Raw genomic sequence first — 13,621 nt, 5'->3', positions numbered from 1 at the left:
ACGCTTCTTTTAACTCCTTAATCTTGACCCTCTTTCATGTGACCAGGAACGGAACCTGGTCTTTTTTCTTTGCCTTTTTTAGGCAAGGTTCCCTTGGTGGGGCAAGTTCATATAAAATGAAATCGGATGAATGATTTTCCTTCGCCGGGAAAAGCGAGGTCTCCCGCGCGTTTGGAGAGAGGAAAGGGAGTTGGCGATGTACCACACCAATTATCTCAGCTTCTTCCGCCATTATCACGCCGAAGAATATTGGGAAGCGCATGAAGTGTTGGAGGAGCTTTGGCAAACACAGCGGGACAATGATTTCTATCACGGACTGATCCAGATTGCGGCGATCATGCACCAACTGAAGCGCGGTAAAGTGCGGGGAGCGCGTAAATTGGCTACAAGCGCCTATCGCTATCTGTCGCCTTTCCGCCCTGAACGCGACGGAGTGGATGTGGATGCGTTGCTGGCGTGGCTGGCCTTGTGCTTAGAGCGTTTGCCAGAAGGTCAAGCGAGCATGGCGTTGCCAGACTTGGAGCAACTGTCGATTCCCGTGGGGCCACTCCCTCGGTTGCATGAGATGGGATTTTAAGTTTGAAACATAATATCCTCCCTTCCTGACTACATAATATATATAGAAAAATATTGTTCACAGGATGAAAGTGAGGGGAGGGGCAGAATAGATATGAAAGGGCGTCGCTGGACAGAAGAGGAAGACCAACTGTTGCGTGAGTTTGCGTTAACGGCAATCGAAAGTGGCAAAACGCAGATCGAAGCGTTTGAGGAAGTAGGCCGGAAGTTGAACCGAACACCAGGAGCCTGCGGTTTTCGCTGGAACGCCGTGCTTAGGCAACAAGACCTGAAGGCCTATGCCGACGCGAAGAAGAAGCGTGTTTATAGACAATTAAAAAAGAAAAAAGGGGATCAATTGGAGTCGTTGACGCAAGTGATTCCGCTCATCAAAGAGCTAGATCGGGAAGGGCGCCGGGCCAAAGATGAGGTCAAACGGCTGACCAAACGCTTGGCTGACGCGGAGAAAGCTTTGCGCGAGCTTGAATCGGAGAATAGCAAACTAAAAGAAGAGCGGCAATCCTACGATTGGTATGAAAACGAAGTGAAAGACAAGTACCAAGATCTCTTGCGGATGTTGCAATCGGTGCGAAAACAAGCGGAGATGCCGGAGCTTGTCATTAAAAATGAGAAAGGACAACAGGTAAATGCGGATAGCGGAATAGGGGAATCATCATAAGATAAAGTAGCAGCCAATGGGGAGAAAGTAGGTGGCGAATATTGCCTAATCCAAGCAAGTCCGCCCGTGAACTCAGCCATGTCCGCATATCCCAACTGGAAGAGCAAGTGGAACAGATGGGGCAACAAATGAAACGGTTGACCCAGGAAAATCACAAATTAAAACAAGACTTGCGTTTTTTTGAAGTGATGTTGATTGAACAATATCACATGTTGCTCCATCTGCTCGGCAAAGACCAAAGTAAATGCTTGATCCAATCGGTTGCGCCTTATCCTGAAATTTAGCGAGCCGGGAGTTTCCACGGCTCGTTTTTTGTTTCGTCCTTTTCTTCACAAATGATTTGATAGCGTTTTAAAATGAAAGGGCGAGGCTGGATGAAAGGGACGAAAAAAATGAAGCGATATCAACTCATTGTGATTGGTGGCGGAAGATTGGGCTCAGTCATTGCCGGCCAAGCGGCCACCTGGGGTGCCCATGTGGCTTTGCTGGACCCGGGCGGCGTGGGAGAAGAGGACTTTTTCGCCTACGAGGGCATGGTGGATGTGTACAAGGGGAGCGTGCGCTTTCTTACAGAACATGAAGTAGAAGTGGCTGGACAGGTGCGATTAGCGGGTAAGGCATTCATCATCGCTTTGGAACGCGTCCGGGAGGTTCCGGAGCCCGCAAGTGTAGCCGCAACCGGGGAAGTGACAGAAGAGAGCGGTTGGAGGCAGCCGCCAACCAAAAAGTGGGTTGTGCTGGGCGGAACACCGCATGGAATCGAATGGGCCCAAGCTCTTGCCCGTCAAGGGGCCCAGGTGACGGTGGTTGAAACAGGCACCCGCTTGTTGCCAGACTATGATCCGGAGTGCCTATCCATTTTGGAAGCATCGTTGCAGCAAGAAGGAGTCAGAGTGCGATGTCACACCCAAGTGGTGAAAGTGGTACAACGCGCCAACAAAAAGATCATCCAGTTGCAGTTTGACGGTTTGGTTGAAGCCTTGGAAATCGATGAAATCGTATCGGCGGATGCGTCTTTACCCCAAGTGTCCGGCCTGGGATTGGCGGAATTGGGATTGACCTACAAGGAGGGAGGGGTGGTTACGGACTCGTGGATGCGGACTTCCTGCTCCCATATCTATGCCGTTGGGCCGCAAGTCCATGGGCGTCCCGATTGCGGTGTTTGGCCGGAAGAAGTCAGGCGAGTGACGATGAATGCCCTTTTGGGCACCAAACACCGAATCGATTACTCCATTGCTCCCCGAATTGTCAAGACCGATCCGCCCTTAGTGGCAGTGGGTATGAGTGAGGAGCAAGCGCGGCAAGAGGATGAAGGTGCTCGGGTATGGCGCGCGCAGCGAATGACGGGACTCGTCAAGCTGATCACCCGCCGAGATGGGGCGATTGCAGGAATCCATGCGGTAGGGCCGGATGTGGATGGCCCGGTGGAGGCATTGCGCGAAGCCAAGCGGAACCGCGTATGTCTAGATCGTCCAGAGCGCTTTCAGCAGTTGTTGCAGCAAAATCGGACAAGTTGGGCCCATTCGTTGCCCGTTTGGTGGGGGGACTGGGTGGACAAAGTCATTCGCGCCTATGTGCGGTTGCGCAGATAATGAAAAGCGCCCTCTGATCAGAGGGCGCTTTTTTCACTCCTGGCCACCAACGCTTTGGAGGTGGAGGCTTATGCATTTTCTTATTTGGGAAGCATCCGCCGACAAAGATGCTTTAGCAATATCCTCTGCCATGGCATCCGGCTACAAACACGAAGATGGTCGCGATAACCAGCAGGAAGATCAAGAGCTGTCTCCAACCGAATCCGCCGTAATATCCGCTCATGATTACACCCCCTTTCAGGTTCAGGAGAGATGCGGCCTGCCGCAAGCGAAGTTACATCGCTTAGCAGTAACCGCCGCCTTTATAGCTGAATCCGCATCCGACGAAGACGAAGATCGTCGCGATCACCAACAGGAAGATAAGAAGTTGTCTCCAGCCAAAGCCACCATAATAACCGCTCATAGCGATTCCTCCTTTGATCTGATTTAGCTGAATGAAAGAGTGGTTGATAAAAGTCTTTAAACTTTCATCAGCAGTTGCTTTACTCTATGCCCCGGTGGAAAGGGTGGGAAAGGCGGGTGTCCAGATTGCGGTAAAATGGGATTCTGTCTAGGGGCACAGGCTTTCAACGAAGACGAAAATGGTGGGGACAATCAAAAGAAAGAGCAACAGGCACTGCCACGGATGGAGACGGTGGGGGGGCGCCACATATTGGGAGCGGCAAAGCTTCAAAGCGTGATCCATGCGAGCCATCCTTTCTCGCTGAGATATAGAAACGTGCTATCAACTTTATATACAGCGTGGCGGTTGGAAGTAATAGGTAATTCGTCCATTTTCCACGGCTTGGGCGCGCTGATTTGGGCGTATGCCCGGGACGGGATGGGCAAACGTGGCATATGGTGTAACGAGTGCGCAAACAGGAGGGAATGAATGAGATGCCACGAAACAACGAGTTTTCCATGAAAGAATTGGCGCAAATGATCAATACGATCATGGGGCGCAAGGTGTTGACTGAAGAGCAATTGGGCAAAATCATGGACGGCGCCAAAGAGGCTTTCGATAATGGTGGCATGAACGCGGTGTTGGAATATCTGATGAAAGTGACGCAAGCCGACGTCGACATGGGCCAGCTTCAGCGATTTGCCGACCAGGTGCAATCCAACCCTGCGCTGGGCCTGGACATTTTGCAAGGCAAACAGCGCTTACCGAGAAAAAAATGATGGCCATCAGATGAAGCCCTGCGGGGCTTTTTTTGTTGCACATAAGATGAAGAGGAAACATCCATACTAATTGATAAGAGCAGAGCGATTGATAAAAATTGAGCCATGCCAGCATAAGGAGGGAAACAGATGGAGCAACTCACACAAGAGGAATTGTTGAAATTGGAGGAACTGCTGGAGTTGGAGGCATTGTCGATCAAGAAAACGCAAGCGGCCATCAATGAAGGGAATGAGACCGAATGGGAGCCGTTGCTGACCGAGGCTTTAACGATGCACAAACAGCATCTGCAACAATTGATCGACCAATTGCGCAACCATAGCGGACAAGCACGGATGCAACATTGAAAGAGGTTGTCGCCGACTTTTTAGGTCGGTGAAAATGAAGTTATTTTGTAAGGAGGATGTCAAGGATGGAATGGGTGATGCGGGACATGATTCGCGACCTATTGACCACAGAGCGGACATTGAGCCAACACTATCTGCAAGCGCAGCACATCAGCGCTAACGAGGAGTTGCGGCAAACGCTGGAACAGTGTTTATACGAGGTGAACCGGGTTCAGACCAAATTGTTTAACGAAATGGAGCAACGGGGTTGGTTGACGTTGACGACGGCGGGGCAGCAACCGATTGAGAGCGCCATTATTCACTGGGAACAACAGCTGGAGCGCCATCCTGAATTGGCTGCAAAGGAGTAAGCGTTATGTTGACTCGTATTGTACACCGCATCATCAATAGTGTGGCGGATGCGGTGATGAACCGGATGATGCAAGACCCTTATACCGAGAACTTGTTTTCCTATGTGACAATTACGCAAAAGCTGACATTGCGTGCGATTGTAGAAGCGGCGATGCGGGCGGAATCGGGCAAACCGATCCCCCGGCCGTTGGGTAGCCCTATCGTTTTATCACGGTGGGAGCAATTGATGTTCAACCCCGTTCATCTGTATCGTATGCCCACGCAAGACGGGGTGCGCGTACAGACGGGCGTGACCATCGGCCCCAAAGCGAAAAAGCCGCTCATGCTGGAAATCCCCATCTTGATTTCGGGTATGTCTTACGGCGGGGCATTAGGATTAAAAGCGAAACAGGCGTTGGCGCGGGGCGCGAGCATGGCCGGTACGGCGACCAACTCGGGGGAAGCGCCGCTGGTGCCTGAAGAGCGTCGCGAGGCCCGGTATTTTATCGGCCAATACAACCGGGGAGGGTGGATGAATGACCATGAATCCCTCTCGCAACTCGATGCCATTGAAATTCAGTTAGGCCAAGGGGCCCAAGCATCCGCGCCAATGGGTACGTCTTCGTGGCAGATGGATGACGAATTCCGTCGCCGTTTCAACATCCCGGAAGGGGAGGACGCCCCCATCCATTCGCGGCTAAAAGGGGTCAATCGCCCCGAAGAGTTTCCGCCGTTGGTGCGCAAATTGAGGCAGACTTACGGTGTGCCCGTCGGATTGAAGACATGTGCGACGCACTATCTGGAAGATGAGATCGATTGCGCATTGGAGGGTGGGATCGACTATATTGTGGTCGACGGTGCCGAAGCGGGAACGCACGGAGGGCCGACGACTTTGCAGGATGACGTGGGATTGCCCACGTTGTACGCTTTGGCGCGAACCGTGCGCCATCTGGAAAAACGCGGGGTGAAGCACGAGGTATCAGTGATTGCCGCGGGCGGACTGACCACGCCAGGTCATTTTCTCAAAGCGATGGCATTGGGGGCAGATGCGGTTTATATCGGCTCGATCGCCTTGGTAGCCATGTTGCAAACGCAATTTAACCTGGCGTCCCCGTTTGAACCGCCGGTGCAGAGCGTGCTTTACCACGGAAAGTTCAAAGAAGACCTCAATATCGAACAAGGCGCAGAACATCTGGCCAAGTTTTTGAAGTCCTGTGTGGAAGAGATGAAGCTGACGGCCATTTCGCTAGGGAAAACCGATCTGCAACAAATCGGACGTGATGATCTGGTCTGTATGGATCGCGAGTTAGCTACAGTGCTGGGAGTCGACTATGCCGGATGGTCTCGCGCCGAACAGCGTGCCGCCAAAAAAGAAGAAATGGCCTTGAAGCCGAACAAGGCCGACTCGTTGTGGAAATGGGATGATTTCATGTCCTACACTTCCGGAGATGAAGCCGGAGATACGACAAAACCGCTTCATTGATCGCATGTCTGAAAGACAAAGCCAACTCCTCGTCAGGAGTTGGCTTTTTGCTTAAAACCCTTGCAAAGTGGTCCACACTTCTAATTTAGTTTGCACTTTGCTGATCACTTCATTGGTAAATTCGGAAGTGGTGGAGCTTCCTCCGAGGTCGGAGGTGCGCACGCCTTCCCGCACCGTTTCGATGACTGATTCATAAATCGCGCGTGAAGCGGCAGAGGCTTTGGCATCGCCAAAATAGGTGAGCAGGGAGGCGGCTGCCAAAATCATCGCCATGGGGTTGGCCACGTTTTTGCCGAAGAGCGATGGCGCTGTGCCATGTGGAGCTTCGGCCATGATTACTTGCGGATTGAATTCATCGTCAAAGCTCATCAAGATCGATTCGGAACCGGCGATGGAGCCAAACAGTTGCAACACCATATCGCTCAAGCAATCACCGTCGCGGTTGAGGGCGGGGATAACTAACGGATCGCCGGAGTTGTTGATCAGGAGCGCGTAGGTCGCGTCGATCAACTGCGGTTCATACCGGACTTCAGGATATTTTTGGCTCGCTAGATCCATTTCTTCTTTCAGCATGCCTTCATACACGGGGCTTACGGTGTATTTAGGCCCACCAAACACTTTGGCGTTTGTTTTTTTGGCGTGACGGAACGCGAATTCGGCTACCGCGCGGCAGGTCTTGCGATCGATGGTTTCCGTGCGGTACGCGATTTCATCGAGGCCTTCCCCATCTCGCCATTCTTTGGCGCCATAAGCGTCGCCGACAGCCATCCGAATCACGGAGATCGGCGCGAAAGTCCCTGCCACAGGCCGCACGCCAGGAATCCGACGACCTGTGCGGATGATTACCTTGCCGTCAATCTCTTTGCGCAAGATGGCATTGGGACTACCTACATCCCCTTTTTCTTCAGGGGTGATGGTGGCTGCTTTCAATCCGAAGCCAGTGCGTTTCATCGCTTGTGCGGCTTCGTATACCACTTGGTTATTGGTTTTCCGACGATGTTCCAAGCTAAGGTCAAAGGTTTGGAAATCGATTTCAAAACCGATTACATTGGGATCCAGAACGCGCAACGCTTCTTCCAGCAATTCCTGTCCTGTTTGGTCTCCCTTCATGATCACAACTGATTTTGTGCTCAAGTTTCTTCACCTCGTTCAACGGATCACAAATTTATATAAACAGGTGGGAGATAGGTCCTTTATCTCATATAGCCTGTTGACAAAGTGGCCCAGAGCCGATTTTTGAGTCCGCGTTTCCAGTTGCTCAGACGGGAAGTGGCTCCGCCGCCGAACGCAGGCAGCGGGCAACGACCGCATCCGCGAGGCGCTTTCGCCCCATAAGCCCGCTTTCTTCCTCCGTTCGGCGCTCCGCTTTGATTCAGAGCTCCCAGTCACTCTGCTCTCAAAAATCTCGCTCTTTTAGGGTTTGTCTACAATCTGGGAGATAAGCCCTTTATCTCTGTCGATATTTTATTATACTATTATATATTTGTCCATTTTATTGAATTCAAGACCATTTTTACAATGGCCTTTCCTGCCTCTTCCACCTGTCAACATGGTTCGCAGAAACACACCCGAATGGTTGAGAGAAGTTGTAGATTCATTGAAAGAGAAGTGACATTTGTTTCCGGGGTTTCGATTATCGAGTAAAATGGGGAAAGACTGATTTTTGCGCAGATGTATTAAATGATTGGCGGCCCGTGGCCTGGCGGGCTTTGTTTGAAGAGTGTGAGAAGGGAGAGTCATAGTGTGATTCTAAAACATGGGAGAAGATGGGCGCTTGTTTTGTCGGGTTTGCTCCTTGCTACGCAAGCCGCATGCTCCCCCCCAGCGCAGACTGGGCGGGAATCGCCCACCACCTGGGTGGATGAGAAGATCGAGCAGATGAGTCTGGATGAAAAGATCGGCCAGATGTTCATCATGGGCTTTCGTGGTGTGGCAACTGAACAAGCCCACACGGTGAATGCCCAGGCTGAAAAGCTGGTTAAGGACTACCATATCGGGGGGATGATCTTATTTGATCGCAATGTGGACAACCCCCGTCAAGTGGCCAAGCTCAACCAGGACTTGCAAGCGCTAGCGATGAACAATGGCGCGAAAATCCCGTTGTTTGTGACGATTGACCAAGAAGGGGGCCGCGTGAGTCGGTTTCAAGAAGGGGCTACGCTTTTTCCCGGCAACATGGCTTTGGGCGCCACCCGCAAGCCCGATTTGGCTTACCGCACGGGAAAAGAGATGGGAACCGAGTTGAGAGCCATGGGCATTAATTTGGATATGGCCCCGGTGCTAGATGTGAACAACAATCCGCGCAACCCGGTGATCGGTGTCCGCTCCTTTGGAGAAGACCCGCAGTTGGTCTCTCAGATGGGGACAGAAATGATTCGCGGTTTTCATGATGCGGGCGTGCTGACTGTGGTAAAGCATTTTCCCGGACACGGAGACACCGCGGTCGATTCCCATGTAGGCTTGCCCAAAGTGCCGCATGACCGGAAACGGCTGGAACGTTTGGAGTTGGTTCCGTTTAAAGAAGCCATCGATAAAGGCGCGGACATGGTGATGAGCGCGCACGTGGTCTTTCCGGCCATTGAACCGACACCGGGCTTGCCAGCCACCTTGTCCAAACGCGTGTTGACGGATTTGTTGCGCAAAGAGTTGAAGTTTGACGGTGTCATTACTACTGATGACATGGAGATGGGCGCCATCAAAGATCATTTCGGAACCAGCCGGGCGGCGGTGAAAGCGATCCAAGCAGGCGCGGATATCGTATTGGTCTGCCATCAATTGGATGTGCAAGAAAAGACGATTGCCGCTGTCAAACAAGCCGTCAGTGAAGGGAAGATCACTGAAGAGCGGATTGACCAATCCGTTCGTCGCATTTTGTCGTTGAAAGCAAAAAAAATTGGCAAGCGTTCGATCATCACCCATACCCAACCGGAATTAGCGCAAGGGGAGCCGTTCGCCAACAGCGCCCAAGCGCAAGCTGTGGCTAGGGAAACGGCGGAAGGGGCAGTTACCTTGCTGCAAGACAAACAGAAGCGCCTCCCGTTGGCGCCGTCCAAGACGGCTCGCCTGCTGATTGTCACTTCAAATAAGCCGCAAACGTTTAAAGCCGCGGCTGAAAAAGCAGGGTACCAAGCCGAAGTGGTCTGGGTGGAAGAGTGGGCCAAAGCGCCAGTGAATGAGCTTTTAGCCAAGGCGGAACGGGCCGACGCGGTGGTGATAGGCATGTCGCGCGCACAAACCAAACAATTGGCGCTCATCAGACAGTTGGAAATGAAACAGAAACGGGTCATCGTGATGGGCATGGATGTGCCGTATGATGCGGTGAAACTGCCGTCCACCTCCACCGTGTTGGCGCTGTATGGGGCGACCGGTCCTTCGATCGAGGCCGGCATGCGCGTGGTGGCCGGACAGCTCCCTGCTGCGGGCCGCTTGCCGGTCACCGTGTCGGGCGCTTATCCTTATGGGTTTTCAGCAGGAGTTGATGGAGGGGGAAATGAATCGTGATCATAGCGATTAGTGTGGCGGTCATCGCCGTCGCATTTGTGGTGCTGTCCATCTTTTTGATTCGCACACTCATTGCAGTCAGACAGGTGATGCTCAATGTGGATCAATCGGTGAACGGCTTGAAAGAGAAAGTGGAGACGACAGTGGAAGAAACGCGACTCACTTTGCAAGAAACCCGGTTGTTGGTTGAAGATGTCCGCGAAAAGTCCCGCAAGGCGGATGCTGTGGTCAACTCCTTAACCGAAGTAGGCAAGAGCTTGGAGCAAGTTTCTTCAAGCATCAACCGCACCGTTTCCGCAAACCAAGAAAGGTTGGGCAATGTTGTCGCATTGGTGGGAGCCGGAATCGATTTGGTGAAAAGATGGCGGTCTGACCGCAAATCTTGAACAGAGAGGATGAGACACCGATGAGCAAAGGAAAATACTTTATGGCGGGTGCCGTGATCGGCGGCTTGATCGGGGCAGCGACCGCGCTGTTGGCGACGACCAAAACGGGCAATGAAATCCGTAAAGAATTGGGGAAAGGCTTGGAATTGGCCAAAGAGCGTGGAAAAGAGTTATACCTGACGATCAAATCGCAAGCGCCGGTGGAAAGCAAATGGGAAAAAGTAAACGATGAGGGGACCGTGTTGGTCAACCGCTATATCGATGCGCCCTCCTCTAAAACGCCCGATTATATTTCGATTGAAGATAAGAAATAATGAAAGTGAAGGCGGTCATGCATGATGATCGCCTTTTTGCATAAAGTTGAAAAAGGTTTGCGAAGACGTGCCAAGAAAGAAAGCGAACGGGCGTCCAACGCCTGACGCATGAAAGATAAGCCAAAAAACTGATAAGGATGTGGAATGGATGGAAAAACCAGCGCGAATGACCTCTGTGGAACAATTGGACGAATGGATGGCAAAAGCGGGCAAACGCCCCTTGTTGTTGTTTAAACACAGCACATCGTGCCCAATCAGCGCGGCGGCCTACGCCGAATGGGAAGCGTTCTTGTCTTCAGATGCAGCAACAGAGGTGCTGTCCGCTGCCGTGTTCGTGATCGAAGACCGTCCACTGTCCAATGAGATTGCCGAGCGGTTTGGGATCAAGCATGAGTCTCCACAAGCGCTTGTCGTGGTCGGAGATGAAGTGAAGTGGCACGCTTCTCATTGGAATATCACCAAACAGGCGTTGACCGATGCTGTGCAGTCGCTCTAAGTTGATACAGGTGCAGAATTCCCTCGACAAAGTGTTTGTTTTTCGATATAATGGCGAAAATTATTTTTCTAGTTGAGAAGAGAGGAGCAAGAAGAGTGAGAGAGAATCAATTAGACGCATTGCGACAAAAGCTGGATGAAGTCAATTTGAAACTGTTGCGACTGTTAAACGAACGAGCGGAACTAGCGAAGCAAATCGGTGAAGTGAAACAAAAGCAAGGCATTAACAAATTTGATCCGGAGCGGGAGCGGGCCATGTTGGAAACGCTTGTTCAACACAACGAAGGGCCGTTTACCGACAACACCGTGCGTTACCTGTTCAAACAGATCTTCAAGGCATCTTTGGACTTGCAACAAACAAGCCAAAAGAAAACCCTCCTTGTCAGCCGCGAAAAACAGGCGACCGACACGGTGGTAGACATCAAAGGCACCTTGGTGGGGGCGGTGAAGCCCCAAGTGGTGGCTGGGCCCTGCTCCGTGGAATCAGAAGAGCAAGTGTTTGAAGTAGCCCGAGCTTTGAAAGAACAAGGCATCGAACTGATGCGCGGCGGTGCATTCAAACCACGCACTTCCCCTTACGACTTCCAAGGGTTAGGGGAAGAAGGATTGAAGATTTTGCGCAAAGCCGCTGACCAATTCGGTTTGAAGATTGTCAGTGAAATCGTCAACCCGAGTGACATGGAGATGGCTGAACAATATGTAGACGTGATCCAAATCGGTGCCCGTAATATGCAGAACTTTGAGCTGTTGAAGGCGGCGGGGGCGGTTCGCACTCCGGTCTTGTTGAAGCGAGGATTGTCTGCGACGATCGAGGAATTCTTGTTTGCTGCCGAATATATTTTGTCGGGTGGTAACCATCAAGTTATTTTGTGTGAGCGCGGCATCCGCACCTATGAGAAAGCTACGCGCAACACATTAGACATCTCGGCTGTACCGATTTTGAAAAACGAGAGCCATTTGCCGGTGTTGGTCGACATCACACATTCCACGGGCAGACGGGATATTTTGTTGCCATGTGCGCGGGCGGCTTTGGCAGCGGGGGCTGATGGCATCATGCTGGAAGTGCATCCAAATCCGGCAGTTGCTTTGTCGGACGCCAAACAGCAGATCGACATCCCCACTTTCGACACTTTTATCAAAGACTTGCGCGCTTCCGGTTTGCTAGATCAAAAACAAGTGACCGTGCGTTAACATGACATAAAAATATATCCAAAGCAGTACTTTTTGGTGAAAAAGCGAACAGACCTATCGTCGGTTCGCTTTTTTTGCTTATAATTTGTTATGATGTTACAAGGGATATTACTTTAACGCTTGCCATAGTAGATAATTGCGAGGCCTTTGCAAATAAATGAGTTGGACTTGTTTTGTAGGGGGAGGAAGCTTCGTTGAATGTACGCGAATGTTTGGAATTGGCCAGTGCCAATCGTGTTACACCAGAGCAGTTGTATCAATTTTTTGCTACACGCCTGCCGCGGTTGATTGTTTTGTACAATCACGGCGAAGCGGGGGAAACGCCGTTTCTGGCGCGGGGAAATGAACCCAACAGCCGCTTCATCGTGACCTTTACCGATTTGGAAGCGGCGCGCAATGTTAAAGTGAATGAACCGGAACATGTGCGGATGACCGAAGAACCCGCGCTTTCGTTTCTGATTAAGGCCTATCGATCGGATGCACAAGGGATTTTATTTAACCCCGGACTCCCGTCACGGCTGTTCCTGACCAAGCAACATGTTTTGCAGATGATCCAAGAGTATGCCGCCCAACAGTTTTCACAAATGACCGGGCCCTGGGTGCCAACCATGGATCAGAACATGTTGATGGTGGAGTACCAGCCTGAGTCGTATACGATCGCCGTTTACGCCTCCGAGCAAGATGCGGAGTATGTGACCCGGAAATCAGGTGGGCAACCTGTGCAACACCCATGGTCCGTCATCTGGGATCGGTGTGAGGAGTTGGGTACGTCGTCCTTGTTTTTCCACTTTAGCTTGCCGGAGCAAGCTTTGTTGACCAGCAAGCATATGGAAACGATCCGTTTTGGTAGCCAACACGGCATCATTGACGAGAGCGTCGTGGAACATCCGTTTATGATCGCTTTTGACAGCGGCTCCTCCCAGGTTGCGGCAACGCCCCAAGAAGAAGTGACACCAGTTGACGACCATCCGGTGGAACCCCATTCATCCCAAGCGGTGGAGTCCCGGCAGGAAGAAGTGCCGTTGGTGGATCATCTAGCACCACAAACGCCGATGACTCCGCCCATTCCTGAAGTGACTCCAAAAGCGACGGAATCGCCGCAACCGGTGATGCCGCCGCAGGGAGCAGCTCAGGGATCAGAGCGGCCGATAGATCCGGATGTGGCGCAAGGGCTGAAAAAATTAGAAAAGGCGACCATCGAAGGGCAAGGGATGGGCAACGGTTGGGAAGTGTGCCGGGCAATGGCGGAATTGCGCCGAATCTGGGTCGTTGTTGACCCAGACGGCAATATGGTGATTTTGGCCGGACAGGATCATAGCCCAATTGTCGACTTTTTCACTTCCGCCCGTCATGCGGAGCGGCTGATTGCGGAAGCGCGGCAAAAAAATCCGCACTTACCGCCGATGGTCCCTCGCTTGATCTCGACCAAAAAGCTGTACAAAGCGTTGGCCCCCCGTACCCCGATTGTCTGGATCAACCGGGGATCGCCGGAAGCGTGGACGAGTATCATGGGCGACACCCTGCCATATGTGTTGCAACTGATGTCCCAGTTGCGCAATGAAACGATCTGAGCAACGCCGTGAGGACAT

General features: G+C 51.9%; 15 protein-coding genes. 14 read left to right on the top strand and 1 reads right to left on the bottom strand.

Annotated features, from left to right (window positions below; all coding sequences use genetic code 11):
• The first annotated feature begins 196 nt into the window (after positions 1–196).
• From QQZ12_RS06640 to QQZ12_RS06605, 8 genes are all read left to right on the top strand, one after another.
• Positions 197–577, top strand: a complete 381-nt coding sequence (locus QQZ12_RS06640; RefSeq protein WP_189318883.1) for a DUF309 domain-containing protein — start codon at positions 197–199, stop codon at positions 575–577.
• 93 nt (positions 578–670) lie between these two features.
• Positions 671–1,234, top strand: a complete 564-nt coding sequence (locus tag QQZ12_RS06635; protein ID WP_102993169.1) for a hypothetical protein — start codon at positions 671–673, stop codon at positions 1,232–1,234.
• Between the two features lie 41 nt (positions 1,235–1,275).
• Complete coding sequence (locus QQZ12_RS06630) at positions 1,276–1,518, top strand: hypothetical protein (RefSeq protein ID WP_102993168.1); 243 nt, start codon at positions 1,276–1,278, stop codon at positions 1,516–1,518.
• A gap of 90 nt (positions 1,519–1,608) precedes the next feature.
• Entirely contained in the window at positions 1,609–2,826 is a 1,218-nt protein-coding gene (locus QQZ12_RS06625; RefSeq protein ID WP_189318882.1) for an FAD-dependent oxidoreductase, read from the top strand.
• 876 nt (positions 2,827–3,702) lie between these two features.
• A complete protein-coding gene (locus QQZ12_RS06620) occupies positions 3,703–3,987 on the top strand; it encodes a hypothetical protein (protein WP_123827473.1) in 285 nt (94 codons plus the stop codon).
• Between the two features lie 129 nt (positions 3,988–4,116).
• Positions 4,117–4,332 carry a hypothetical protein gene (locus QQZ12_RS06615; RefSeq protein WP_102993164.1) on the top strand — a complete coding sequence of 72 codons (216 nt, stop codon included), beginning with the start codon at positions 4,117–4,119 and terminating at the stop codon, positions 4,330–4,332.
• Between the two features lie 65 nt (positions 4,333–4,397).
• Complete coding sequence (locus tag QQZ12_RS06610) at positions 4,398–4,682, top strand: spore coat protein (RefSeq protein ID WP_022736881.1); 285 nt, start codon at positions 4,398–4,400, stop codon at positions 4,680–4,682.
• A 5-nt stretch (positions 4,683–4,687) separates the two neighbouring features.
• Complete coding sequence (locus QQZ12_RS06605) at positions 4,688–6,145, top strand: FMN-binding glutamate synthase family protein (protein WP_102993162.1); 1,458 nt, start codon at positions 4,688–4,690, stop codon at positions 6,143–6,145.
• Between the two features lie 51 nt (positions 6,146–6,196).
• Here the strand turns inward: QQZ12_RS06605 and QQZ12_RS06600 are convergent, their stop codons facing one another.
• Complete coding sequence (locus QQZ12_RS06600; RefSeq protein ID WP_035951991.1) at positions 6,197–7,255, bottom strand: isocitrate/isopropylmalate family dehydrogenase; 1,059 nt, start codon at positions 7,253–7,255, stop codon at positions 6,197–6,199.
• Positions 7,256–7,888: 633 nt separating this feature from the next.
• Between QQZ12_RS06600 and nagZ the strand changes: the two genes are divergently transcribed.
• The 6 genes from nagZ to QQZ12_RS06570 all read left to right on the top strand — a co-directional run bounded on the left by nagZ (position 7,889) and on the right by QQZ12_RS06570 (position 13,603).
• Complete coding sequence (gene nagZ / locus QQZ12_RS06595) at positions 7,889–9,646, top strand: beta-N-acetylhexosaminidase (RefSeq protein WP_194830530.1); 1,758 nt, start codon at positions 7,889–7,891, stop codon at positions 9,644–9,646.
• Complete coding sequence (locus QQZ12_RS06590; RefSeq protein WP_189318879.1) at positions 9,643–10,032, top strand: DUF948 domain-containing protein; 390 nt, start codon at positions 9,643–9,645, stop codon at positions 10,030–10,032. Before nagZ ends, QQZ12_RS06590 begins: the two co-directional genes overlap by 4 nt.
• A 20-nt stretch (positions 10,033–10,052) precedes the next feature.
• Positions 10,053–10,346, top strand: a complete 294-nt coding sequence (locus QQZ12_RS06585) for a YtxH domain-containing protein (protein ID WP_102993158.1) — start codon at positions 10,053–10,055, stop codon at positions 10,344–10,346.
• A 148-nt stretch (positions 10,347–10,494) separates the two neighbouring features.
• Positions 10,495–10,842, top strand: a complete 348-nt coding sequence (gene ytxJ, locus QQZ12_RS06580) for a bacillithiol system redox-active protein YtxJ (protein WP_102993157.1) — start codon at positions 10,495–10,497, stop codon at positions 10,840–10,842.
• Positions 10,843–10,937: 95 nt separating this feature from the next.
• Entirely contained in the window at positions 10,938–12,032 is a 1,095-nt protein-coding gene (locus QQZ12_RS06575) for a bifunctional 3-deoxy-7-phosphoheptulonate synthase/chorismate mutase (RefSeq protein ID WP_054095931.1), read from the top strand.
• 194 nt (positions 12,033–12,226) lie between these two features.
• The gene (locus QQZ12_RS06570) at positions 12,227–13,603 is read left to right on the top strand and encodes an SseB family protein (RefSeq protein ID WP_284724134.1); all 1,377 of its coding nucleotides are present in this window, start codon (positions 12,227–12,229) and stop codon (positions 13,601–13,603) included.
• Positions 13,604–13,621 lie beyond the last annotated feature (18 nt).

Source organism: Laceyella tengchongensis (genome assembly GCF_900182735.1).
GTDB classification, from domain to species: domain Bacteria; phylum Bacillota; class Bacilli; order Thermoactinomycetales; family Thermoactinomycetaceae; genus Laceyella; species Laceyella tengchongensis.
This window is presented reverse-complemented; position numbering and strand designations above follow the sequence as displayed.

Bases quoted from the DNA above. Each gene is read 5' to 3' on its own strand.
- QQZ12_RS06620 (WP_123827473.1), top strand. From the start codon at position 3,703: ATGCCACGAAACAACGAGTTTTCCATGAAAGAATTGGCGCAAATGATC.
- QQZ12_RS06610 (WP_022736881.1), top strand. From the start codon at position 4,398: ATGGAATGGGTGATGCGGGACATGATTCGCGACCTATTGACCACAGAG.
- QQZ12_RS06600 (WP_035951991.1), bottom strand. From the start codon at position 7,255: ATGAAGGGAGACCAAACAGGACAGGAATTGCTGGAAGAAGCGTTGCGC.
- QQZ12_RS06615 (WP_102993164.1), top strand. From the start codon at position 4,117: ATGGAGCAACTCACACAAGAGGAATTGTTGAAATTGGAGGAACTGCTG.
- QQZ12_RS06605 (WP_102993162.1), top strand. From the start codon at position 4,688: ATGTTGACTCGTATTGTACACCGCATCATCAATAGTGTGGCGGATGCG.
- QQZ12_RS06635 (WP_102993169.1), top strand. From the start codon at position 671: ATGAAAGGGCGTCGCTGGACAGAAGAGGAAGACCAACTGTTGCGTGAG.
- QQZ12_RS06585 (WP_102993158.1), top strand. From the start codon at position 10,053: ATGAGCAAAGGAAAATACTTTATGGCGGGTGCCGTGATCGGCGGCTTG.
- QQZ12_RS06640 (WP_189318883.1), top strand. From the start codon at position 197: ATGTACCACACCAATTATCTCAGCTTCTTCCGCCATTATCACGCCGAA.
- QQZ12_RS06625 (WP_189318882.1), top strand. From the start codon at position 1,609: ATGAAAGGGACGAAAAAAATGAAGCGATATCAACTCATTGTGATTGGT.
- ytxJ (WP_102993157.1), top strand. From the start codon at position 10,495: ATGGAAAAACCAGCGCGAATGACCTCTGTGGAACAATTGGACGAATGG.